Below are 23,926 nucleotides of genomic sequence, written 5' to 3' on the forward strand. Positions count from 1 at the left end.
CCTCGGGCTTGGCCTCCGCGGCCGGCTTGGGCTGGGCTGCGGCGGGCTTCTGTTCTGGCGCCGGCTGCGGTTTGGGGGCCTCGGGCTTGGCCTCCGCAGCCGGCTTGGGCTGTGCGGCGGCGGGTTTCTGCTCCGGCGCCGGCTGAGGCTTGTGTACCTCGGGCTTGGCCTCCGCGGCCGGCTTGGGCTGGGCTGCGGCGGGCTTCTGTTCTGGCGCCGGCTGCGGTTTGGGGGCCTCGGGCTTGGCCTCCGCAGCCGGCTTGGGCTGTGCGGCGGCGGGTTTCTGCTCCGGCGCCGGCTGAGGCTTGTGTACCTCGGGCTTGGCCTCCGCGGCCGGCTTGGGTTGAGCGGCGGCGGGTTTCTGCTCCGGCGCCGGCTGTGGTTTGGGGTCCTCGGGCTTGGCCTCCGCGGCCGGCTTGGGCTGTGCGGCGGCGGGCTTCTGCTCCGGCGCGGGCTGAGGTTTGGGTGCCTCGGGCTTGGGTTCTGGTGAGGCGGAAGTTTCCTTTTCCTCCGTCAGAGGCTCCGCAGGCGGTTTTTCGGCAAACACGGGCTGTTCCGCGAGGCGCTGGATGCGCTCGGCTGCGGCCTCGGCAGCTGCGGAAGCGGGCGTTTCCTCCTGCGGTTTTTCTGCCGTCTTGGGTGACTGCTCCTCCTTTTGCGGTGGAACCGGCTCGGCCTTTTCCTTTTCCGTTGATGCCGCAGCGGCAGCCACCGTTGCAGCCGCAGCTGTTGCGGCGGCCGCGGCGGCTGATGGCGCTGCGCTCTTGTCAGCCGATTCAGGCTTTTCCTGTGGATGAGAAGCAGGTGGGGATGCGGGCGCCCTGGCAGGCTGAGCGGCCGTCTGCTGCGCTTCCCCCTGGCCAGCGAGCGCACGGCCGCCCAGCACATAGAGCAGGCGCGAAAGATCGGCACGCAGGCCCGCAATCTCGCCCACAAGCGCGGCTATGCCGAATATGACGAGACCGGCGGTGAACAGGATGAGGCCGTCCCGCGCGCCGAGCCGCGGCAGCATCTCCGGCGAAAGAAGCCCCAAAACCCCGATGGCCGCACCGAAAGTGATCAATGCCAAGGCGATCACGAAAAGAAAAATGCGCATGGTCACACCTGCCCCTTCAGTTGACCCGATTCATCCGCCCCGAGAATGTGTTTTATCTCGATCGGATTTCGTGCCTCTCACCGCGCCCCGATGACGTTCCCGCTATGGCGTGGCACGAAACATGCGGCGGCATTCTAGCCCCACAAGCGCTGGCAGGGCAAATCCTCCCCGTTATGGATCTCTGGTGGCAATCGCGCGAAATGATCCTGGTTGTTCTGTATTCCAGACGCGTGTCGGTTTCGAGGCGCCTCTTCACTTCAAGGATCAATCCAGAAAACCGGCACTGCGCGCCACCTTTTTCATCAGGCCGGGCAGGCCGACCACGGAAAGTTCAAGCGGATCAAGCCAGAAATAGCCATCCGGCAGGTCATCATCCGCCAATACGGGATGCAGGCCCTCACGCACTTCGAGATCCAGCACGAAATGGGTGAACACGTGTCTGACCCGGGCAAGCGGCCGTGTTTTGACACCAAAGGGGCGGGCATCTGGCCAGAACGGCGGGGCATCATCCCACCCTTGCGAGGGAAATTCCGGCATGCCGGCAAGAAGCCCGGAAAGGGAACGGCGCCGCAAAAGAACCTGCCCGGAGGAATTGTGCAGGATGAAGGCCATGCCGCTGCGATGCGGCTTTTCCTTGCGCCTTTCCCGGCGGGGGAGGTCTGCTGCCAGCCCATGAGCATGGGCGCGGCAGACATCCTTTAGCGGACATGCGGCGCAGGTGGGGGCCTTGGGCGTACAGACGGTGCGGCCGAGATCCATCATGGCCTGGGCGAAATCGCCGGGGCGATGAGCGTTCTGCAGCGTGGCGGCCCGGGCGGCGATTCGTTTCTTGACGGCGGGCAAGGGCTGATCGATGGCAAAGAGGCGGGCGGTGATGCGCTCCACATTGCCGTCCACCGGCATGACGGGCACGTTAAAGGCGATGGCGGCAATGGCGGCGGCGGTATAGGCGCCAATGCCGGGCAAGGTGCGCAATTGCGCCGGATCCTGCGGAAAGCGGCCGTCATGGACCTCAACCACAAGGCGGGCGCAGGCATGCAGGTTGCGGGCACGGGCGTAATAGCCGAGGCCGGCCCATTCCGCGAGCACATCCTCCAAGGGGGCGGCGGCGAGTGCCTGCACGTTGGGCCAGCGTTCGATGAAGCGTTGAAAACGGGGAAGAACCGCAGCGACGGTGGTCTGCTGCAGCATGACTTCGGACAGCCATACCGCATAAGGGTCCGCCCGTTCTCCCGGCGGCGCCCGCCAGGGCAGGGACAGCGCGCGGACATCATACCAGGTGAGCAAAGCTTTTCTGAGCGCGGAGATGTTCACCTCTTTTCCGGAATGATGATCTGCGGTCATGCCGGGTCCAATGCTCTCGCCCCTTGTATCTGGCGCGGCGCTTCTGCGAGTACGCCCGTGCGCCGGTGAAATTTTCGCATGGATGGACGGTTGCGCACGATGCGCGTCGGAAGACATAATCCATACATCACGCCCTGGCGGACGCGAAAAATCGAAGCACCCTGCCGTTTTCATGCACCGGAAACCGGCATGCCGGGCGTTCATGCGCGGCCTTTGCCATAAGCGCTGGCTGACTTCGCTTGTTCGCAGCGGCCTTGGAGGGAGAAACGGACAGTGCCCCAGGAAGGCTTGCCGGTCTTGCGCGACTGGATCGTGCTTCTCGTGGCCATGGGCCTGATTGCGCCGCTGGTGCGGCGGCTGAACGCGCCTTCGGTGCTGGGCTATCTGCTGGCGGGCGTGCTCATTGGTCCCTATGGGCTTGGCGCCCTGGCCGAATACTGGCCCTGGCTTGCGTGGGCCACCATCAAGAACGTCAAGACCGTGCACGTCATGGCCGAGCTGGGCGTGGTGTTCCTGCTGTTCATGGTGGGGCTTGAGCTGTCCTGGGAGCGGCTGATGAGCATGGCGCGGCTGGTCTTCGGCCTGGGGGCGGCGCAGGTGATTCTCACAGCTGCGATCCTTGCCGCTCTCCTGCGCGCGGCCACGGGGCTGGAGCTGGCGGCCGCCAGTGTTGTGGGCATGGCCCTGGCCATGTCGTCCACGGCCATTGTCATGCACATGATGGTGGAGGAACGCAGGCTGGCCACGCCGGTGGGGCGCGCGGCCTTCGCCGTGTTGCTGTTTCAGGATCTGGCCGTGGTGCCCATGCTGTTTCTGACCGGGGCGCTGGCGGCCGATGCGGGCGGCATTCTCTGGCCGCTTTTTCTGAACCTGGGCAAGGCGACGCTGGCCATCGGCATCATCACGCTTCTCGGCCGGCTCCTGCTGCGGCCCATGCTGCGGTTTGCCGCAAAAAGCCGCGAATCGTTCATGGCGGTGACGCTGCTGCTGGTTGTGGGCACCGGCGTGATCACCCATGCTGCAGGGCTTTCCATGGCGCTTGGCGCCTTTCTGGCGGGGCTTTTGCTGGCCGAGACGGAATACAGCCATCAGGTGCAGGTGGATCTTGAGCCCTTCAAGGGGCTTTTGATGGGTGTGTTCTTCACGTCCATCGGCATGAATCTCGATTTGCCGGCGGCACTGGGGCAGGCGCATGTGCTCTTGTTGGTGGTCATGCTTCTTGTGCTGGTCAAGGCGGCGGTGTTGCTGATCATTGCCCGTCTTTTCGGTCTCTCCGCCGGCACGGGGATTGAGCTTGCGCTGCTGCTGGCCCATGGCGGCGAATTCGCTTTCGTCGTGCTCTCTCAGGCGGCAGGGCGGGAGGTTGTGCCATGGAACCAGGCCCAGTTCTTCATGGTGGTAACTACGGTCAGCATGTTCATGCTCGGGTTTCTGGCGCGGCTGGGCCGGCGGCTTGGCATGCGCCTTTCCCGCGCCGAGGTGCAGCATCGCGCGCCACTGCCCACCCCGGAGGAAACGCGCGAGCTGAAAGATCACGTCATCATCATCGGCTATGGCCGCGTCGGCCAGCTTCTGGGCGAAATTCTCAACGATTTGCGCCAGCCCTTCGTGGCCATTGACAATGACCCGGTGATCGTCGCCGCCGCGCGCGAAACGGCGCCGGTTTACTTCGGCAACGCCACGCATCCGGACATCCTGCGCCGGCTGGGGGCGGGAAAGGCCCTGGCGCTTGTCATCACCATGGACGATGCCGAAACGGCAGAGCGGGTCGTGCGCATGGTCAGCCGGCACTGGCCGCAGCTGCCGGTTCTGGCGCGGGCGCGCGATACGCGTCATGCCATGCGCCTTGTCAGCCAGGGTGCGCATGAAGTTGTGCCGGAAACGGTGGAGGCGAGCCTTGATCTGGCGGAACTGCTGTTGCAAAGCACGGGCCTGGGAGCGGAGGCCGCGCATGATGTCATCGCCGCGCGGCGCGAGCAGGAGCGTCAGCGCCTGTTGCGCGCGGTGGAACGCGGACGCCGGAATCATGACGCAGCGCTTCAGGCCAACGGCGGCGCACCAGGCGGGAATGCGGAAGCGTGAGCCCTTTGATGAATTTTCGTTCGGGCGCTGAGGCCGTTGCGGGCCGCTCGCGCAAGGCGCCCATGGACATGGACGCAGGCGATGCCCCGGCGTGGGCGGCATCATCATGAACGGTGACTTTGCGGGGCACGGGCAGGGTTGACGGAACAGGGCGCTTGGCCCTATATGCATCGTGCGCCACGTGAGAGAGGCCATGGCGTGGCTCCCCCAGAAAATGGCGGAGCGGAACGCGCGTTTAGCGGCCTCTTTCCGAAAAGCGCTTTCGGGTTGGGCGATTAGCTCAGTTGGTAGAGCACTGTGTTCACATCGCAGGGGTCGCTGGTTCGAGTCCAGCATCGCCCACCATCTCTTCCTCACCGGATCAATCAGCGCTCTGTTAACCCGATCACGCATGGGGCACTCGCTCCCGTTCCCGATCCTTCATCATCTGCGGCTCTTCATCCTTTTGCCTCTCCGATCGCGCATTGCGCCTTTCATGAGCATGCGCCGGCATCCAGGACGGCAATGGCATAAAAAGCGGCCGTGCATTCCCTTCAGTCCTTTCAAGCACCTCTTTCGGCCCCAATGGGCATGCTAACCATTTGTGGCCTTTCCCATCCCGATCACAGGACAGGCATCGCGCCGGTGCCGGCGCCGGCCGTGGGTAAAGGCTGGCCACGGTAGGCCAGCGCCTCAGCGAGATGGGCGCGGCGCACCTGTTCCTCGCCTTCCAGATCGGCGAGAGTCCTGGCCACGCGCAGGATGCGGTGATAACCGCGTGCGGAGAGCATGAGCCGTTCGGCAGCCTCGGTAAGAAACGTGAGGCCTTCCGCATCGGGGCGCGCCACCTCCTCCAGCACGCGGGCGGGCAAGCGGGCGTTGGGCACCGGCTCGCTCATGCCCAGCTTGCGGCAGCGGGCCAGTTGCCGGTCCCGCGCGGCGATGACGCGCTCGCGCACGTGAGCGGAGGTTTCGCCCTTCTGCGGCCGGGCCAGATCCAGGGCCGTCACCCGCGGCAGGGTGATGCGCAGATCAAAGCGATCCATCAGCGGCCCGGAAATGCGCGCCTGATACTCGGCGGCACAGCGCGGCCCCCGGCGGCAGGCATGGCCCGGCTCGCCCGCCATGCCGCATTTGCAGGGGTTCATGGCGGCGATCAGCTGAAAGCGTGCCGGCCAGGTGACATGATAACTGGCGCGGGCGATGGTGACCTCGCCGGTCTCCAGCGGCTGACGCAGGGTTTCCAGGGCGCGGGGTGAAAATTCCGGCAATTCGTCCAGGAAAAGCACGCCGTTGTGTGCCAGAGACATCTCGCCGGGACGGGCGCGCACGCCACCGCCGGCAAGCGCGACCATGGAGGCGGTGTGATGCGGGGCGCGAAACGGGCGCTCAGCGATGATGGCTCCGTCCTGCAGGGCGCCGGCGAGCGAGGCGATCATGGAGGTTTCCAGCATCTCCTCCGCGCTCATCGGCGGAAGAATGCCCGGCAGGCGGGCGGCGAGCATGGACTTGCCGGCGCCCGGCGGCCCGGTCATCAGCATGTGATGTCCGCCGGCGGCGGCCACCTCCAGCGCGCGCTTGGCCGCGTCCTGACCGCGGACATCTGCGAGATCGGGCCGTTCCTCTCCATGAGCGGCGGTGGATACGCCGGGAGCGGGCCGGGAGAGCATCTGATGCCCGCGGACATGATTGACAATCTGCACGAGCGTGGCCAGGGCGAGAATGTCCACTTCCTCGCCGGCCCAGGCGGCCTCGGGCCCGTTGGCGGCCGGGCAGATCAGCCCGCGGCCGGCATCATGGGCGGCCATGGCAGCAGGCAGCGCCCCGGCCACGGCCGTGAGCGAAGCATCCAGCGCCAGTTCGCCAATGGTGACATAGCGCGCGATGAATTCCGCCGGCAGGATGCCCATGGCGGCGAGCAGGCCGAGCGCGATGGGCAGATCGTAATGACTGCCCTCCTTGGGCAGGTCCGCCGGCGAGAGATTGACGGTGATGCGTTTCGCCGGCAGGGCAAGCCCGATGGCATGCAGAGCGGCCCGCACCCGCTCCCGGCTTTCGGCCACCGCCTTGTCCGGCAGGCCGACGATGGAAAAATTGACCATGCCGGAGGAAATGAGCACCTGAACATCGACAGGACGGGCCTGCAACCCCTCAAAGGCCAAGGTATACGCACGCGAGACCATAACCCCCTCCCTCTTGCAACCAGGGAGAGTATACGCCATTCAAAATACGAATCAAGAACATTTTTCAAACATGGCGATTTTTGCGGCTCAGGGGCGCAGGCAAAGGGGTTTTCGGGCAATGGCGTCGATTCCGCTTGCAAGATAAGCGGGGATTGTCGATATAGACAGGCGGAAGGCTGGCGCGGACGTGCGCGCCGCCCAGCGGGTCAGGTCCGGAAGGAAGCAGCCCAGGCGGCTTTCCGCACGGGTCGTGTCCAGCCTTCCACCCGCCTTGCGGGCCAGAAAAGGCCAGGGGATGGGGCAAAAGCCGCAAAAAAGGCCTCATGGTCGGGCGAAGGAAAAGGTTGCTGACGGTGCGGCTTTCGGTGTTTTCGCCAAGGGGCTTTTGGCGCGGGTCTTGAGAATTTAAGCCCCCCTGCCCCTTGCAGATGAGGATCGGGATTCCGGCGCCGGCGCCCGGGCGGGGTTTGGTGTTTTCACGCCGCCGCGCTCCCGGAGCATAGGGCGATCGCGAACGCCGGTGTCCACAGGAGAAGGGCCGTGAACGATCGGCTATCCACGCCGGAACAAGACGCCGCCAAGGCAAGCGAAAGCGGCAAGACCCAGCCGGCCGCGTCGGAAAGCGGCGGTGTCTATCGCGTGCTTGCCCGCAAATATCGCCCGAAGCGCTTTGAGGATCTCGTCGGCCAGGAGCCCATGGTGCGCACCCTGGCCAACGCCTTCGAAATGGGGCGCATCGCTCAGGGCTACATGCTCACCGGCGTGCGCGGCATCGGCAAGACGACAACGGCGCGGCTGATCGCGCGGGCGCTCAACTATTCCCTTTCCGACAAGCCGACGGTGCACATGCCCGAGATGGGCGAGCATTGCGAGGCCATTCTCGAATCCCGTCACGTGGACGTGATGGAAATGGACGCGGCCTCCCACACCTCGGTGGAGAATATCCGCGAGATCATCGAACAGGTGCGCTATCGCCCGGTGGCGGCCCGCTACAAGGTTTATATCATCGACGAGGTGCACATGCTCTCCAAGGCGGCGTTCAACGCGCTGCTGAAGACGCTGGAAGAGCCGCCGCCGCATGTGAAGTTCATCTTCGCCACCACGGAGATCCGCAAGGTTCCGGTCACCATCCTCTCGCGCTGCCAGCGCTTCGACCTGCGGCGGGTGGAAGCGGGCACGCTGATGAAACACCTGGCCAGGATCAGCGAACTGGAAGGCGTGCCGGCGGAGGAGGAGGCCTTGCGCATGATCGCGCGGGCGGCGGAAGGCTCGGTGCGCGATGCGCTTTCCCTGCTCGATCAGGCCATGGCCTATGGTGGCAATGCCGTGCGCGCGGAGGATGTGCGCACCATGCTGGGGCTGATGGACAGAAGCGCGGTGATCGACCTGTTCGAGGCGGTGATGGCGGGCAAGGCCGATGCCGCGCTTGCCATGATGGCGGAGCAGCATGCGCTGGGGGCGGATCCGGCGCAGGTGCTTGTCGATCTGGCCACGTTCACGCATCTGGTCACCCGCATGCGTATCCTCGGCGAGAACGGCGCGGATGACAGCGCCGCGGAGGAAGAGCGCCGCCGCGGTCTGGCGCTGGCGCAAAAGCTGTCCATGCCGGTGCTGACGCGGGCATGGCAGATGCTGTTGAAAGGGCTGGATGAAGTGCGCAACAGCGCCACGCCTCTTGCGGCAGCGGAAATGATCCTCATCCGGCTAGCCCATGCCGCGGACATGCCGCCGCCGGCGGAGCTGGCGCGGAAGATCCTTGAAAGCAGTGGCGGCGTTTCCCCCGCCCCGTCTGCTGGCGAGCAAGGGGATGCGGGCGGCGGCAGTCATCGCGCGGGGCCGGCATCGGCTCAAGGCGCAGGCAAGCAGGGCGGGCCTTTGGAAGGCCCTGCATCGGCCGGCATGACAAGCAGCACCGGTGGATCCGAGCGTGGCGCCGGTTTTATTGAAAAGCGCGCAAACGGCACCGCTTCCGCCATGCACACCGCCGAGGCGGCAACAGCCGCCGAAGCCAAAACCGATGACTTGCCGGCGCAAGCGGCTGCGCTTCCCGATTCACTTGAGGCGGTGGCGGAACTGGCGCGCACCATGCGGGATCTCAAGCTGAAGGAGGAGATCGAGCGCTTTGTGATCCCGGTCCGGTTTGCACCGCCGCGGCTGGAAATCGGTCTTGCGGATGGCGCCCCGGCGGATCTGCCCGGGCGGCTGGGCAAGCGGCTGTCGCAATGGACGGGGCAGCGCTGGACGGTGGCGGTGGTTGAAGCAAAAGATGGCGAGACCATTCACCAGCAGCGGCGACGGCAGAAGGCCTCGCATCTGGACAGGGTGCGCCAGCATCCGGCCGTGAACGCCATTTTGCAGGCCTTTCCCGAAGCGCGCATCCTTGATGTGCGCCCGCCTGAGGACACACGGCCCCGCGCCGGCGAAGCGTCAGAGATCATGACAAAGGACGAGCAAGGAGACGGCCCATGAAGGATCTTGGCAGCCTGATGCGTCAGGTGCAGGAGATGCAGGAGCGCATGCAGCGCATGCAGCAGGAGCTGGCCGAAGCGGAGGTGGAAGGCACAGCCGGCGGCGGCCTTGTTTCCGTGCGCTTGAACGGCAAGGGCGAAATGCGCGGTGTGCGGATCGATGAAAGCCTGCTCAAGCCCGAGGAGTGCGAAATTCTCGAGGATCTGATCGTGGCCGCCCATAATGACGCCAAGGCGAAGATGGAGGCGCTGATCGCGGAGAAGATGAAGGAGGCCACGGGCGATCTGCCCCTGCCGCCGGGCATGAACCTGCCGTTCTGAGCGCGCTGGCTGCCGTTTCTTCGCCGCAAAGGGCAGGGCTTGCCGTGCTGATGGCAAGAGCACCCATCCCCCGTCATAGTGAGATGTCATCCGGACATTGGCCTTATCAATGAGCCGCACACCCGTCAGCCCCGAAATCGAACGTATCATTCAGCTGCTGGCCCGTCTGCCGGGGCTGGGGCCGCGCTCGGCGCGACGGGTGACGCTGCATCTGCTCAAGAACCGGCAGGTGCTGCTTGATCCGCTGGCGCGGGCGCTTGCGCAGGCGATGGAAACGATCAGCACCTGTCCGGAATGCGGCAATCTCGATACGGAACGCCCCTGCAGCCTTTGCACCGATCCGCGGCGGGCGCAGGATGTGCTGTGTGTGGTGGCGGATGTGGCCGATCTGTGGGCGCTGGAGCGCGCCGGTGTCCACAGTGGGCTCTATCACGTCCTCGGCGGGGTGCTTTCGCCCATTGACGGCACAACACCGGAAGATCTCGGCATTCCCACCCTTCTGGAGCGGGCGCGGCGCCTGGCGGTGAAGGAGGTGATTCTTGCCCTGCCGGCCACGGTGGAAGGACAGACCACTGCGCATTACATCGCCGATGCCCTGCGCGCGGCCCTGCCGGATGTGAAACTCACCCGCCCGGCCCAGGGCATGCCCGTGGGCGGCGAGCTTGACTATCTTGACGAAAACACCCTGCGCGCCGCTTTTCAGGACCGGCGCTAGATCCTCCTGGCCCCATGGTCGCTTGATCACGGTTCGGGATGTCGTGACAAGGCCATGCCTTTTCATCGTGCCTGCATGGCGCATATCCTTTTGCATGCATGCCCGGAGTGCTTGCGCTGTCGGGGGATTGATGGAATGGTGCCGGCGATTTTGGGTTTTGAATGATCTCTCATCAGGTCCGTTTCATGTCTCTGTCCACGCTGGTCACACGGCTGCTCACCGGCCCGGTGCCGCCGGAAACCGCGCATCATCTGGCGGTGCGGGCGCTTGAGCTTGGCCTTTTTCCGCAATTGCCGAAGGTTGAGGATCCGCGGCTTGAGGTTTCGGTGGCGGGTTTGCGTTTTGCCAACCCGCTGGGCATGGCCGCGGGGTTTGACAAGGATGCGCGCGCCTTTCCCGCCCTTTTTGCCATAGGCTTTGGTCATGTGGAGGTGGGCACGCTCACGCCCCTGGCTCAGGCCGGCAATCCGCAGCCGCGCATCTTTCGCCTGCGTGCGGATGAGGCCCTGATCAACCGCATGGGCTTCAACAATGAGGGGCTGGTGGCGGCGCGCAAGCGCATTCTCGCCTGGCGCCGGCGGGGGTATGGCGGGCGCGGCGTGCTTGGCGTCAACATCGGCGCCAACAAGCGCTCGCTTGACCGCGTGGCCGACTATGCCCATGGCGCCCGCTGCATGGCCCCGGTTGCCGATTATCTGGCCATCAACATCTCCTCTCCCAACACGCCGGGGCTGCGCAACCTGCAGTCCACCACCGAACTGGCCCGTCTGCTGGCGGCGGTGATGCAGGCCATGGATGCGGCAGGGCGGCGCGTGCCCGTCTTCGTGAAGATCGCGCCGGATCTGCACGATGCGGACATCGAGCCGATTGTGGCCGCCTGTATTCAGGGCGGTGCGGCCGGCATGATCGTTTCCAACACCACCATCGCGCGGCCCGCTTCCTTGCAGTCGCCTCACAAGGGCGAGACCGGTGGGCTTTCCGGCCGACCGCTCTTTGTCCCCTCCACCCGGCTTCTCGCCCGCGTGCGCAAACTGGCGGGCCGCAGGCTCGCCCTCATTGGCGTCGGCGGGGTTAGCTCGGCCGAGGATGTATGGGAAAAGATGCGGGCCGGTGCCGATCTTGTGCAGATCTACACGGGCTTCATCTGGCAGGGGCCCGAGATCGTGCCGCGAATCCTCTCCGATCTCGCGGAACGCTGCGCACGGGAAGGGCTTTCCAGCATCACCGAGATTACCGGAAGCGGCATGGCCGAATGGGCGCAGCGTGAAATATCCGTACGAAGCTCTTGACGGAGCGGGCGCAGGCGCTAGGGTGCACACATTGCAAACCGTTCTCAAGAAAGATTGCGAAACACACTTCTTCCGGGATTTGCGGCCATGAGCGTTACCATCTATCACAATCCGCGGTGCTCAAAGTCCCGCGCCACCCTCAAGCTTTTGCAGGAGAAGGGCATTGAGCCCAGGATCGTGAAATATCTGGAGACACCGCCTTCGGCTGAGGAATTGCGCGAGATCGTGCGTCTGCTCGGGCTGTCCTCACCGCGGGAGCTGATGCGCCGCAAGGAGAAGGAATATAAGGAATTGGGGCTGGATGATCCCACGCTTTCCGACGATGCGCTGATTGAGGCGATGGTGAAGCATCCGCGCATGATCGAGCGGCCCATTGTCATCGCCAATGGCAAGGCCGCCATCGGCCGCCCGCCCGAGAATGTGCTTGCCATTCTCTGATCCCGGAAGGCCGCTTCCCTTTCGGTTACAAGACAGGAAATGATGGCGAAATGGGTTGTCTGTCCTGTGACTGGCGCCGGTGAACGGGTTTACGGCGGGATTTGCCATCTCTTCAGGCGGACATGGCATTGCAGGCCCGCTGAAGGGCACACGGCGCGCAAAAAGCCCCTTGGCCTTTCGCAGACCCGCAAGTGTGATCACACCACGCGGGCGGGCTGCGCCAGTTTTAAGGCTCAGCCGTGTTCCCGGGCCTCGGTGGCGTCCTTTCCGCCCTGGTCGTCCGCGTCGAGATACTCGTAGCGCACGCCCGGAAAGAGGATGATCTCCGCCTCTTTCTCCGCGGCCTGCTGTCTCGGTTTTCCGAGTCGCGCCGATCGCGGCGGAAAACGGACAATGCTCGCCATGACACTCTCTCCCCGTATCATGCACGTCCGAGGAGGCTTCTTCGGGTTGCCCCCCAACCCACAGGGGAAGTGTGAGTCATCATGGTTAACAAACCGTAACATGCCTTGCCGCAACGGCAAACCCTTAGCCGGCAGACGATCGGGAAGATGCCTGGGTGCATGCGGCATGTGGAGGGATGTGTCATCTTTTTGAGTGAGCGAGCATTGCATGGCTTGGGCGGGCTTCCTATCCTTTCCTGAAGGTGGTGGAAGAGCCGTTCCGATCGTGTGAGGGGATACTGTGGGAGGGCGTGATGCGACGGCCCAACTGGCTTCATGTGATCATCGTGCTGATCTTCGCCGCGGGGCTTTCCGGCTGGATTGCCTGGACTGTCTCCGGCAAGAAGGCGCTCGTGTTCGGCCTTGGCCTTCTTCTCGGCCTTGTGCTGATGCAGGCTTCCTATGGCTTCACCACGCACTGGCGGCGCTTTCTCGTGGCGCTGGACGGTTCCGGCATTCGGGCGCAAATGGTGATGCTGGCGGTGGGCAGCCTTCTCGTTCTGCCCGTTCTCGCACAGGGGCAGATCCTCGGGCACAAGGTGGCAGGCGCAATCGCACCGGCCGGGGTTTCGGTGGCGGTGGGCGCCTTCATGTTCGGCCTGGCCATGCAACTGGCCAACGGCTGCGCCTCCGGCACGCTCTATGCCCTCGGCGGCGGCTCCACGCGCATGATGATCACGCTGGTGTTCTTCCTCATCGGTTCGCTCTGGGGCTCGGCCGACCTGCCCTTCTGGTATGGCATGCCGAACCTGGGCGGAATCTCGCTCGTGCACAAGCTTGGTCTTTGGGCGACGCTTGTGCTGCAGCTTTCGATCTTCGCCGCCATATTCATCGCCACCCTGGCGCTTGAGCGCCGCTGCACCATCACTTCTTCCGCAAACGCCTCCCCCGCAAAAGCGGAACGGCCGTCGCTGACCTGGCGCCGTATCTTAAGCGGGCCCTGGAGCTGGATGGCCGGCGGGTTTTTGCTGGCGGTGCTCAATTTCGCAGTGCTGGCGGTGACCGGGCACATGTGGACGATCTCCTTCGGCTACACCCTCTGGGGCGGCAAGATCGTGCAGGCGCTGGGCTATGATCTTTCACAAGTGCCGTTCTGGACCTGGCCCTATCCCAAATGGGCGCTTGCCAATTCCTGGCTGGCGGAGGACACCTCGCTGAGCAACCTCGGCATCATCATCGGCGCCGCCCTGGCCACGGCGCTGGCCGGCGGCTTCTCCAGGCCGGTCTGGGTGGGCTGGCGCGGGGCTCTGGGCGCGGCCATCGGCGGGCTGCTCATGGGCTATGGCGCGCGCATTGCCTTCGGCTGCAATGTCGGCGCCTATTTCTCCGGCATCATTTCCGGCTCCCTGCACGGCTGGCAATGGGTGGTCTTCGGCCTGATGGGCACGGCCATCGGCGTGCGCCTGCGCCCCTTCTTCGGGCTGAAGAATCCGTGACCGGCGCCGGAATACGTTTGTTCAGAAAGAAAGGGGCTCATCCCGCCGGCGCAGGAATGGCGGGGAATTTGACCTTTCTCATGCCGCAAGACTCATGCATGCTGTAGACATTCTGCCGTTTGCCGCGCACCGCCGCTTTGCGATCCGCGGGTAAGCGGATCTTTTCACCTCTTTGCGGGCATCTTTCGTCCTTGCATCGAACGGAAAGGAACAGCGATCATGGCCCATTTCATCGTGGCAGGCGGAGGCATTGCCGGTCTGGCGGCGGCGCTCGCCTGCGCGCATCAGGGGCACAAGGTCACGGTTCTGGAACAGGCGCCGATCATCGAGGAGATCGGCGCCGGCATTCAGATCGGTCCCAATGGCCGCCGGGCGCTTGAGGGCCTGGGCGTGTGGGATCTTTTGCGGCCGCGGGTGGTGTTTCCCAGGGCCATCCGAATCTTACGGGCAAAAGGCGGGGCACTGGCCGAGCTGCCGCTGAACGAGCCGTTTCAGCGGATGTTTGACGGGACCTATCAGGTGGTGCACCGGGCCGATCTGCTTGATGCGCTGTTTGTGGAAGCCACGCAACGGCCGCTGATCCGCATTCACACGGGCCGGCGGGTGACGGGCTTTGCCCAGGATGACAACGGCGTGCGCGTGGATATCGAACGGGAAGAGACGGACGCTGAGGGCGCCGAAAAGCATCAGACGCTCACGGGCGACTTTCTCATTGGCGCCGACGGCATCCGATCCCGGGTGCGCGAAGGGCTTTTGCACGACGGGCCGCCCCAGTTCGCCGGGCATGTTCTTTACCGGGCGCTGGTGGATATCGATGCGGTGCCGGAGGGGGTGGATCTTTCATCCGTGCACCTGTGGCTGCATGAGGGCGGGCATGTGGTGCACTATCCGGTGGCGGCGGGTGAGAAATTCAACATTGTCGCTGCCGTCAATGAATCCTGGGAATCGGAGGGCTGGAGCGAGCCGTCCGACGGCGCCATTCTGCGCAGGGTATTCAAGGATGTGGCGCCGGCGCTTGAAAAGGTGCTCTCCCTGCCCCGGCAATGGCTGCGCTGGGCGGGCGCGGACCGGGAGCCGGTGAACACCTGGGGGAAGGGCCGGGTGACGCTGATCGGCGATGCGGCGCATCCCACCCTGCCCTATCTCGCCTCGGGCGCGGTGATGGCGCTGGAGGATGCCGTGATCCTGGGCCGCAAGCTCGCCGCCATTCGCAGCCGCGAAAGGGAGGCGAGCGATGAAGAGATCATCAGCGCCCTGCGCGCCTATGAGGCCACGCGCCAGCCGCGCACCGCACGGATCGTGAAGCGCTCGCACGCACTGGGCCGGATCTATCATGCCGGCCCGCCGCTTTCTTTGGCACGGGATCTGTTCATCCGCGCCCGCTCCGGCACCGCCGGCCTGCGCGCCATGCGCTGGCTCTACGGCTGGCGGCCGTGATGGAGGATCAATAATTAATGGCGCCGGCGGGGGTCAGCGGCGGCGGCGGCTGCGGGAATCGCGCATGAGCTCCAGGCGGCGGCGCGCCTCCTTTTCGCGCTTTTCGGCCATCTGCGCCTCGCGCATGACCCCGGCCATGTATTCCATGTGGCCGCGGGCCTCGCGGGCGGCCCATTCGGGATCGCCGGACATCACCGCATCATAGAGGCGCTTGTGCTTCTCATAGAGCACCATGCCGCGGGCACCGTATTTCACCGCCAGCTCACGGTTGTAGAACACGCCTTCCGCCAGCATGGAGAAGATGGAGCGGATGGTCTGAATCAGCATGAGATTGTGCGAGGCATCGGCAATGGCCATGTGCAGATCCACATCCAGCTTCGCCTCCAGCTCCGTGTCCTCCTCGCGGGCGGCGCGCTCCATGTCGTTGATGATGCGGGTCAAGATCTCGCGGTCGGTCTCCGTGGCGCGCGCGGCGGCCCAGCCGGCGGCAATGGCCTCGATCTCGCCGCGGTATTCGATGAAATCGAAGGTGGCGCGGGGATGACGGGCGAACAGCTCCACCATGGGCCGTGAGAACATGGAGCCCATGATATCGGCAACAAAGGTGCCGCCGCCGTGCTGCGTGCGCAAAAGGCCGCGGTTCTTGAGATCCTCGATGGCCTCGCGCACCGTGGGGCGCGAAACGTCCATGGCCTCGGCCAGGTCACGCTCGCCGGGCAGACGATCGCCCGGGCGCAGCGTGCCCTCCAGAATGAGCTCCTCGATCTGGCGCGCCACCTCGGAAGAGATCTTGCGTTGATCGATGCGCGTGAAAACGTTGTTCGTCATGGCCCCCTCCCGCTGGTTGTGGCGAGGGTTATAGGTTCTTTTTCTTGAAGTAACAATCGCTTCCCGGAGTGGTCAAGGGATATGGCCATGACGGGCTGTCGCAGGCACGGCGCCTTCACCTCTCCATGGGCCCATGTCTTCCCTTTTTCGTGCCTTGGCCTTCCCGATCAGGAAAACGCGACCTTTGCATGCTTGACGAAGCGGCCATCGGCAGGCTCTACACACAAGCGCATACATGTGCGCGTAAAAGCCAAAGATGCCCTGAATCCCCTGCCAGACTGAGAGCCTTTCGGACACCTTTCATGACGGACTCTTCCGAACGCCCCCGCACCATCGCCCTGTTTGCCACGTGTCTGGCCGATGTGATGCGCCCTTCCGTGCCGCAGGCGGCGCTGAAGCTTCTGCGCGCGGCGGGCTTTCGTGTCTCGGTGCCTGAAAGGCAGACCTGTTGCGGCCAGCCGGCCTATAACGGCGGCGATGCGGCGGCAGCACGGGCGCTGGCAATACAGGCGATCAAGATGCTCTCCGCTTTTGATGCAGTGGTTGTGCCCTCTGCCTCCTGCGCCGGGATGATCCGTGTGCATTATCCCTCGCTGTTTCCCGAAGGTTCCGCCGAGCATGAGGCCGCCTGTACGCTGGCGGCGCGAACCTTTGAGCTGTGCGAGTTTCTGCATCGCCATGGCGTACCGCCGCTTGCCGGGCGCTGGAAATTTGGCCCGGTGGCGGTGCATGAATCCTGTGCGCTCTTGCGCGAAATCCGCGGGCGCACGCCTGTGTGGGCGCTGCTGGATCAGGTGGCGGGGCTTGAGGCTGTGGCGCTTGATGATCCGGAAACCTGCTGCGGCTTTGGCGGGCTGTTTTCGGTGAAGCTGCCGGAAGTATCCGCGGCGCTGGCCGACCGGCGCATCGAAACCATCATGCAGAGCAAGGCCCGAATTCTCACCGGCGTGGACATGGGCTGCCTGCTGCATCTGGCCGGGCGCATGCACAGGCGCGGCATGGAGGTTGCGGTCATGCACGTTGCCGAGATCCTGGCGGGATTCGCGCCTGTCTTCTGCAAGCCCACCCGGATCGCCAACGAGGCCGGATCATGAACGAGACAACGGCAAGGAAAAAGGCGGATGCGGCCACGGCAGCACCGGCGACATTCCGGGCGCGGGCGGTGCGGGCGCTGACGGATGCGCAGCTGCAAAGGGCCTTGGCCAATGTGCCGCGCGGCTTCATCGCCAAGCGGGCGAAGGCGCTTGCGCGTCTGCCGGAATTCGAGGATCTGCGCCAGTATGCCGCCGCCCTGAAGCGGCGGGCCATTGCCGATCTCGATGTGCTTCTTGAGCGCTTCATCAGGCAGGCGGAAGCGGCCGGCTGCCATGTGCACCGGGTTGCGGATGCGGCAGAAGCCTGCGCGCGCATTCAAGCCCTTCTTGCCGAACGGGGTGTGCGGTGGGTGGCGAAGGGCAAGTCCATGATCTCCGAGGAGATCGGGCTTAATGCCGCCCTACAGCAAGCGGGCATGACGGTGACCGAAACCGACCTTGGCGAATACATCATCCAGCTGCGCAAGGAGGCACCAAGCCATATCGTGGCGCCCGCCATTCATCTGACCCGTGCCGATATCGAGCCCGCTTTCCGCAAGGCCCATGAACAGCTCCCACCCGAACGGACCTTGAGCAGCCAGGAGGATTTCGTCAGCGAGGCGCGCAAGGTTCTGCGCGAGGTCTTCTGCACGGCTGATGCCGGCATCACCGGCGCCAACATCCTCATTGCGGAAACGGGCACGGTTGTGCTGGTGACCAATGAGGGCAACGGCGATCTTTGCGCCACCCTGCCCCGCCTGCACATCGTGCTTGCCAGCATCGAGAAGGTGGTGCCCACGCGCGAGGATGCCACCGCGCTGTTGCGCCTGCTGGCGCGCTCGGCCACCGGGCAGGAGATAACCACCTATACCAGCTTCTTCACCGGGCCGAAGCGGGATGCCGATGCGGACGGGCCGGAGGAGATGCACATCGTGCTGCTGGATAACGGGCGCAAGGATGTGCGGCAGGGGCCGTTTGCCGACATTCTCGCCTGCATCCGCTGCGGGGCGTGCCTCAATCACTGCCCGGTGTTTCAGGTGACCGGCGGTCATGCCTATGGTGATGTGTATCCCGGGCCGATGGGCGAGGTGCTGCAGCCGGCCCTGCATGGCCTGGAAAAAATGCATGATCTGGCCGATGCCTGCACCATGTGCGGGCGGTGTGCGGAGGTGTGTCCGGTGCGCATCCCCCTGCCCGATCTCATCCGCCGCTGGCGCATGCGGGCTTTCAAGGCCGGGCACGGGTCCGCCATGCAGCGGCTGGGGCTGAAACTCTGGGCCCGGCTGGCACAGCGGCCTCGGCTCTATCGGCGCCTTTCCCGGCTTGGCAACGGCATGCTGCGCTTTCTTGCCGGAAAGACACATTTCATCACCCGCCCCCTGCCGGGGCTGGGCGGCTGGTTCAGCGTGCGAGATTTGCCGGCGCCGGACGCACCACCGTTTCTTGCGCAGCCGCATGAGGATGTCTGGCCCGATCAGCGCGGAAAGGCACCGGGCAAGGAAGCTCATACATCCCTGACAGAAGCTCCTTGCACAAAAGAGGGCGGGAAAAAGGCACGCGCGGGGAAGGCCGCTTACGAGACGCTTGAAGCGCGCCTGCGCAACCATCCGCGCGGACCGCAGCCTGAGAGGGCCCGGCCCGATGCGCCGGAACGTCTGGCCTTGCGCTTCAGCGAAGAGGCGGAGGCGGCCGGCGCCATCGTGGAGACGGTGCCGTCTTTCAACACTCTGCCGGATGCGGTGGCGCTCGCCTTGAAAAGGCACGGGGAAGAAGGGCCGCTGCATGTGCTCTCTTCACGATTCACTGAGCTGGCGTGGGACGAGGCGGGGATTGATCTTGATCCCTCCTTGCCGCCGTGTGCGGAGAGCGCAAAAGGCGCAGGCCTGATCCTGCCGGAGGCGGCCATTGCCGAAACCGGCAGCCTGCTTACGCTTTCCGGAAAGACGGCACCGCCCACGCTGATGCTGTTGCCGCGAGTGCTCCTGGCGGCGGTGCCGGTTTCGGCCATTCGGCCCGGGCTTGATGACAGCTGGGATCTGCTGCGCACCCGCCTGGGGCCGAAAGACATGCCGCGCAGCGTGCACTGGATCACCGGCCCGTCACGCACCGCCGACATTGAACAAACGCTCGTGCTCGGCGCCCATGGCCCCGCCATCCTGCACATTTTCCTGATCAAGGAGGCCTGAACGGATGGGAGCGGAAAACGAATTTTTGTTGAAATTTCAAACTCCTTTGCGGCGCGGCAAAAATCGAGGAGGGCACACTACACGACACAACGTTGCCACCTTCCCCGTCACCCCGGCGAAAGCCTTAGGTCTTAAGCCGCAAATTCATGCGTTTGTGGCTTTAGATACCGGCTTTCGCCGGTATGACGATGCATGTGTCGTGTAATGTGCGAGAATGGAGAGACTGCAACCATGAAAATCGTGCGCTATGGCGAAGCGGGGGCGGAACGGCCGGGCATCGTCGATGCCGCCAGCAAGGTCTATGACATCTCCCATATCATCGAGGATATCACGCCTGAGACGCTCGCCGCCAGCTGTCTGGAGACGATCGCGGGGCTGAATATCGCCGATCTGCCGCCGGTGGAGGGAACGCCGCGGTTCGGCCCGCCGGTGCGGGCGCCGCAGAAATTCATCGGCATCGGCCTCAATTATGCCGATCACGCCGCGGAAGTGGGCATGGAAAAGCCAGCCGAGCCTGTGGTTTTCACCAAGCATGTCAGCTGCATCATCGGTCCGGATGATGACGTGATCCTGCCCGCCTTCGCCCGCAAGGCCGACTGGGAGGTGGAGCTTGGCGTGATCATCGGGCGGGTGTGCAAGAACGTCCCCGAGGCGGATGCGCTCGATCACGTCGCCGGCTATTGCCTGGTCAACGACATTTCCGAGCGCGCCGTGCAGCTTGAGGGCACCGGCCAGTGGGTGAAAGGCAAGTCCTTCGACACCTTCGGGCCGGTGGGGCCGTGGCTGGTCACCCGCGATGAGCTGCCTGATCCGCAGGCGATCGACCTTGAACTGCGGGTGAATGACCAGGTGATGCAAAAGGGCACGACGGCGGACATGTTCTTTTCCGTTGCGGAGCTAGTCTCCTACCTTTCCCGCCATTTCACGCTGATGCCCGGCGATATCATCGCCACCGGCACCCCGGCCGGCGTCGGCCACGGACGCACGCCGCCCGTCTATCTGAAGGACGGTGACGTCATGACCCTCACCGGCACCGGGCTTGGCCGCCAAAGACAACAGGTGCGCCGCGAACCGGCCTGATGTTTTCTTCTCATCGCGTTCATTTAAGTTCAACCGCGCCTGATCAGCTCATCATTTTTACGGAAAAGGAAGCGAGAACCGCCGTTGAAAAAACGTAAGGACGAGATGAGCCAGGTGCGTTGTCACTGGTGAAAGCATGGCGAAGGGGTATATAGCTGTTGGCAGGATGCGCCGAAAGCGGCACGGGTTCATTGACACGCGGGCCCGGACATGGTGAACACGGCGCAAGGCGAGATTCTCAACGGTCAGGCACGACATGAGCGAAAGCACGCCCAACTCCTTCCGCAGCGGGCCGGATGAACATGGCCGGTTCGGCATTCATGGCGGCCGTTTCGTGGCCGAGACGTTAATGCCGCTCGTTCTCGAGCTGGAGGCCGCCTATGAGGAGGCCAGGAACGATCCCGCCTTTCATGCGGAAATGGAGGCATTTCTGCGGGATTATGTGGGTCGCCCCTCGCCGCTTTATTTTGCCGAGCGCTTAACCGAACATCTGGGCGGGGCGAAGATCTACTTCAAGCGCGATGAGCTCAATCACACCGGCGCGCACAAGATCAACAACGTTCTCGGGCAGATCCTGCTGGCACGGCGCATGGGCAAGACGCGCATCATCGCCGAGACCGGCGCCGGTCAGCACGGCGTGGCCACGGCAACGGCCTGTGCCCGCTTCGGCCTTGAATGCGTCGTTTACATGGGCGAGGTGGATGTGGAGCGCCAGCAGCCCAATGTCTTTCGCATGAAGCTTTTGGGGGCTGAGGTCGTGCCCGTTTCCTCCGGTTCGCGCACGCTGAAGGATGCGCTGAACGAAGCGCTGCGCGACTGGGTGGCGAATGTGGAGAACACCTTCTACTGCATCGGCACCGTGGCGGGGCCGCACCCCTATCCCATGATGGTGCGGGATTTTCAGGCAGTGATCGGCCGCGAGGCCAGGGCCCAGATCCTGGAAAAGGAAGGGCGCCTGCCGGATGCGCTGGTGGCGGCCATCGGCGGCGGCTCCAACGCCATGGGGCTGTTCTATCCCTTCCTCGATGACACGGATGTGGCCATGTATGGCGTGGAAGCCGCCGGCAAGGGGCTGGAAACGGGCCTGCATGCCGCCTCGATCAGCGGCGGTAAGCCGGGCGTGCTGCACGGCAACCGCACCTATCTGCTCATGGATGAGGACGGGCAGATCAAGGAGGCGCATTCCATCTCCGCCGGGCTTGATTATCCCGGCATCGGGCCGGAGCATGCCTGGCTGCATGAGGTGGGCCGGGTGAACTATGTGGCGGCCACGGACGAGGAAGCGCTGGAGGCCTTTCAGGTCTGCTCGCGTCTGGAAGGCATCATTCCGGCGCTGGAGCCGGCGCATGCCCTTGCGCACGTGATGAAGCTGGCGCCGGAGATGGACAAGGATCAGATCATCATCATGAACATGTGCGGGCGGGGAGATAAGGACATCTTCACCGTGGCCAAGCATCTGGGAGTGGAGCTGTGAGCGAGACGGGGCGCATCGCGGCGCGCTTCGCCGCCCTGAAGGAACAGAACCGTGCGGCGCTGGTCACCTTCATCACCGCCGGCGATCCCGATTTCGAGACCTCTCTTGAAATCTTAAGGCGCCTGCCGCAGGCGGGGGCGGACATCATCGAACTGGGCATGCCCTTCACCGACCCCATGGCCGATGGCCCGGCCATTCAGCTCGCCTCGCAGCGGGCGCTGGCGGCGGGGCAGACCCTGCCGCGCACCCTGGAAATGGTGCGCCGCTTTCGCGAAACGGATGCGGAAACGCCCATCGTGCTCATGGGCTATTACAATCCCATCTATGTTTACGGCAACGCGCGCTTCCTCGCCGAAGCCAGGGAGGCGGGCGTGGATGGTCTCATCGTTGTCGACCTGCCGCCGGAAGAGGACGAAGAGCTGTGCCTGCCGGCGCTTGAGGCGGGGATCAATTTCATCCGCCTGGCCACGCCGACGACGGATGCGGCCCGCCTGCCCAAGGTGCTCAACAACGCCAGCGGCTTTCTCTATTACGTCTCGGTCACGGGCGTGACCGGCACCCGCGAGCCGGATGTCGATGCCGTGCGCGATGCGCTTGCGTACATCCGCACGGCCACGGACCTGCCCATCGCCGTGGGCTTTGGTGTAAAAACACCGCAGCAGGCGCGGGCCATCGCCGAGGTGGCCGATGGCGTGGTGGTGGGATCGGCGCTGGTGAACGCCGTGCGCGACAGCCTGGATGATCAGGGACGGGCCACGGATGGCACGGTTTCTGCCGTGCTCGATCTCGTCTCGGCGCTGGCGGAGGGCGTGCGCGCCGCGCGCCAGTGAGTGGCTTAAGAAAGCACAAAGGGGCCAAAAGCCCCGTGCATGCACAGGCCCGGGCCGGTGGTTGGTCAAGGAACAGGCCATGAAGTGCCGCATCAGGGCCATTTAAGCCAGCCGGCCGTCGAAAAAGGCTCTTTGCGCATGAACGACATCAACGGGGGCAACAGGGAGGCAGAGCCTCGCCATGAACTGGATCAAGAATTTCGTCCGCCCGAGGATCCGCAGCTTTCTCGGCAAAAAGCGCGAAATGCCCGAGAACATGTGGGTGAAATGCCCACAGACGGGCAAGATGGTCTTTTACAAGGATCTGCAGGCCAATTTGTGGGTGGTGCCGGAATCCGGCTATCACATGCGCATGCCTGCAACAGAGCGCCTGCGCCACATGTTCGACGATGGCGAATATGAAGCAATCCCGCTTCCCGAGGTGCCGCAGGATCCGCTGAAGTTCCGCGATCAGAAGAAATATGTGGACCGCCTGAAGGCGGCGCGGGCCAAGACCGGGCGGGATGATGCCATTCTCGCCGGTGTCGGCTGGCTGGATGGCGTGCGGGTGGTGATTGCCGTGCAGGACTTCGAGTTCATGGGCGGCTCGCTGGGCATGGCCGCAGGCGAGGCCATCATCCGCGCCATGCGCGAGGCGGTGAAGCGGCGCTGTCCCTTCATCTTCTTCGTTTCCTCAGGCGGCGCGCGCATGCAGGAAGGCATTCTCTCCCTGATGCAGATGCCGCGCACCACCATCGCCGTGCAGGAGCTGAAGGAAGCAGGCCTGCCCTACATCGTGGTGCTCACCCATCCCACCACCGGCGGTGTCACCGCATCGTATGCCATGTTGGGCGATGTGCATCTGGCCGAGCCGGGCGCGCTCATCGGCTTTGCCGGTCCGCGCGTGATCGAGCAGACCATCCGGGAAAAGCTGCCCGAGGGCTTTCAGCGCGCCGAATATCTGCTCGAGCATGGCATGGTCGATGCCGTGGTGCCGCGGCATGAGATGCGTGCGGTGATTTCGCGGCTGGTGCGGCTGTTCACCCATCAGCCGGCGCTGGTGGAGACCCGGGCGGAAGAATTGCCGGCCGAAGAGGTCGGCGAAACAAAGCCGGAAGAGCCGGCTGAAAGCGATGCCACGGAAAGCGCCGAAACGGCCGCAACGGCAGAATATGAAAAAGAAAACGCCCCAAAAGATGGCGAAGCTGCCGAGAGCGCATCCGGGGCTGACATGCAGGAAGATAA

At 64.5% G+C, this 23,926-nt stretch carries 18 protein-coding genes, 1 tRNA gene, 1 other RNA gene and 2 pseudogenes; 17 read left to right on the forward strand and 5 right to left on the reverse strand.

Translation table 11 applies throughout. The features are described from left to right. Nucleotides 1–1,096, reverse strand: a pseudogene (locus EK16_RS12400) (hypothetical protein); the annotation flags it as partial. Nucleotides 1,097–1,360: 264 nt separating this feature from the next. Continuing rightward, nucleotides 1,361–2,440: an A/G-specific adenine glycosylase gene (mutY, locus tag EK16_RS04250; protein WP_051928926.1), complete on the reverse strand. Its 1,080-nt coding sequence runs from the start codon at nt 2,438–2,440 to the stop codon at nt 1,361–1,363. 273 nt (nt 2,441–2,713) lie between these two features. Here mutY and EK16_RS04255 point away from each other — a divergent pair, with 273 nt between their 5' ends. Continuing rightward, nucleotides 2,714–4,522, forward strand: coding sequence for a monovalent cation:proton antiporter-2 (CPA2) family protein (locus tag EK16_RS04255; protein ID WP_051928927.1), 1,809 nt, complete (start codon nt 2,714–2,716; stop codon nt 4,520–4,522). 269 nt (nt 4,523–4,791) lie between these two features. After that, a tRNA-Val gene (locus EK16_RS04260) sits at nt 4,792–4,867 on the forward strand. Between the two features lie 257 nt (nt 4,868–5,124). On the opposite strand, the gene EK16_RS04265 is transcribed toward EK16_RS04260, so the two are convergent. Continuing rightward, a complete protein-coding gene (locus tag EK16_RS04265) occupies nt 5,125–6,684 on the reverse strand; it encodes a YifB family Mg chelatase-like AAA ATPase (RefSeq protein ID WP_038034931.1) in 1,560 nt (519 codons plus the stop codon). Nucleotides 6,685–6,854: 170 nt separating this feature from the next. Here EK16_RS04265 and ffs point away from each other — a divergent pair. The 6 genes from ffs to arsC all read left to right on the forward strand — a co-directional run bounded on the left by ffs (nt 6,855) and on the right by arsC (nt 11,915). Continuing rightward, an RNA gene (gene ffs / locus EK16_RS11860) (signal recognition particle sRNA small type) lies at nt 6,855–6,951 on the forward strand. A gap of 273 nt (nt 6,952–7,224) precedes the next feature. After that, nucleotides 7,225–9,153 (forward strand): DNA polymerase III subunit gamma/tau, encoded by a 1,929-nt coding sequence (locus EK16_RS04270; protein ID WP_197059603.1) that lies wholly within the window; start codon nt 7,225–7,227, stop codon nt 9,151–9,153. Then, entirely contained in the window at nt 9,150–9,473 is a 324-nt protein-coding gene (locus tag EK16_RS04275; protein WP_038034934.1) for a YbaB/EbfC family nucleoid-associated protein, read from the forward strand. Before EK16_RS04270 ends, EK16_RS04275 begins: the two co-directional genes overlap by 4 nt. 109 nt (nt 9,474–9,582) lie before the next feature. Then, nucleotides 9,583–10,188, forward strand: a complete 606-nt coding sequence (recR, locus tag EK16_RS04280) for a recombination mediator RecR (protein ID WP_038034936.1) — start codon at nt 9,583–9,585, stop codon at nt 10,186–10,188. Nucleotides 10,189–10,373: 185 nt separating this feature from the next. Next, entirely contained in the window at nt 10,374–11,477 is a 1,104-nt protein-coding gene (locus EK16_RS04285; protein WP_051929104.1) for a quinone-dependent dihydroorotate dehydrogenase, read from the forward strand. Nucleotides 11,478–11,564: 87 nt separating this feature from the next. After that, entirely contained in the window at nt 11,565–11,915 is a 351-nt protein-coding gene (gene arsC, locus EK16_RS04290; RefSeq protein WP_038034937.1) for an arsenate reductase (glutaredoxin), read from the forward strand. 233 nt (nt 11,916–12,148) lie between these two features. Here arsC and EK16_RS12180 read toward each other — a convergent pair whose 3' ends face one another. Then, a complete protein-coding gene (locus EK16_RS12180) occupies nt 12,149–12,319 on the reverse strand; it encodes a hypothetical protein (RefSeq protein ID WP_156098478.1) in 171 nt (56 codons plus the stop codon). Between the two features lie 293 nt (nt 12,320–12,612). Between EK16_RS12180 and EK16_RS04295 the strand changes: the two genes are divergently transcribed. Then, on the forward strand, nt 12,613–13,794 hold the full coding sequence (locus tag EK16_RS04295; RefSeq protein ID WP_051928928.1) for a YeeE/YedE family protein: 1,182 nt from the start codon (nt 12,613–12,615) through the stop codon (nt 13,792–13,794). Between the two features lie 219 nt (nt 13,795–14,013). Next, nucleotides 14,014–15,231: an FAD-dependent monooxygenase gene (locus tag EK16_RS04300; protein WP_051928929.1), complete on the forward strand. Its 1,218-nt coding sequence runs from the start codon at nt 14,014–14,016 to the stop codon at nt 15,229–15,231. Between the two features lie 33 nt (nt 15,232–15,264). On the opposite strand, the gene EK16_RS04305 is transcribed toward EK16_RS04300, so the two are convergent. Continuing rightward, nucleotides 15,265–16,059 (reverse strand): FadR/GntR family transcriptional regulator, encoded by a 795-nt coding sequence (locus EK16_RS04305; RefSeq protein ID WP_038034940.1) that lies wholly within the window; start codon nt 16,057–16,059, stop codon nt 15,265–15,267. Between the two features lie 302 nt (nt 16,060–16,361). On the opposite strand from EK16_RS04305, the gene EK16_RS04310 reads away from it, so the two are divergent. The 7 genes and pseudogenes from EK16_RS04310 to accD form a co-directional block, all read left to right on the forward strand. Next, on the forward strand, nt 16,362–17,153 hold the full coding sequence (locus tag EK16_RS04310) for a (Fe-S)-binding protein (RefSeq protein WP_051928930.1): 792 nt from the start codon (nt 16,362–16,364) through the stop codon (nt 17,151–17,153). Further along, nucleotides 17,150–19,318 carry an LUD domain-containing protein gene (locus EK16_RS04315; RefSeq protein WP_197059604.1) on the forward strand — a complete coding sequence of 723 codons (2,169 nt, stop codon included), beginning with the start codon at nt 17,150–17,152 and terminating at the stop codon, nt 19,316–19,318. Before EK16_RS04310 ends, EK16_RS04315 begins: the two co-directional genes overlap by 4 nt. A gap of 4 nt (nt 19,319–19,322) precedes the next feature. Further along, nucleotides 19,323–19,523, forward strand: a complete 201-nt coding sequence (locus EK16_RS12185; protein ID WP_156098480.1) for a hypothetical protein — start codon at nt 19,323–19,325, stop codon at nt 19,521–19,523. Between the two features lie 26 nt (nt 19,524–19,549). After that, on the forward strand, nt 19,550–20,398 hold the full coding sequence (locus EK16_RS04320; protein WP_038034941.1) for a fumarylacetoacetate hydrolase family protein: 849 nt from the start codon (nt 19,550–19,552) through the stop codon (nt 20,396–20,398). A 256-nt stretch (nt 20,399–20,654) separates the two neighbouring features. Continuing rightward, on the forward strand, nt 20,655–21,872 hold the full coding sequence (gene trpB / locus EK16_RS04325) for a tryptophan synthase subunit beta (protein ID WP_038034942.1): 1,218 nt from the start codon (nt 20,655–20,657) through the stop codon (nt 21,870–21,872). Continuing rightward, nucleotides 21,869–22,702, forward strand: coding sequence for a tryptophan synthase subunit alpha (gene trpA, locus EK16_RS04330; RefSeq protein WP_038034943.1), 834 nt, complete (start codon nt 21,869–21,871; stop codon nt 22,700–22,702). Before trpB ends, trpA begins: the two co-directional genes overlap by 4 nt. 181 nt (nt 22,703–22,883) lie before the next feature. Then, a pseudogene (gene accD, locus EK16_RS04335) lies at nt 22,884–23,852 on the forward strand (acetyl-CoA carboxylase, carboxyltransferase subunit beta); the annotation flags it as partial. Nucleotides 23,853–23,926 lie beyond the last annotated feature (74 nt).

The sequence above is a fragment of the Thermopetrobacter sp. TC1 genome, from assembly GCF_000746275.1.
Taxonomy (GTDB): Bacteria; Pseudomonadota; Alphaproteobacteria; order Rhizobiales; family Aestuariivirgaceae; genus Thermopetrobacter.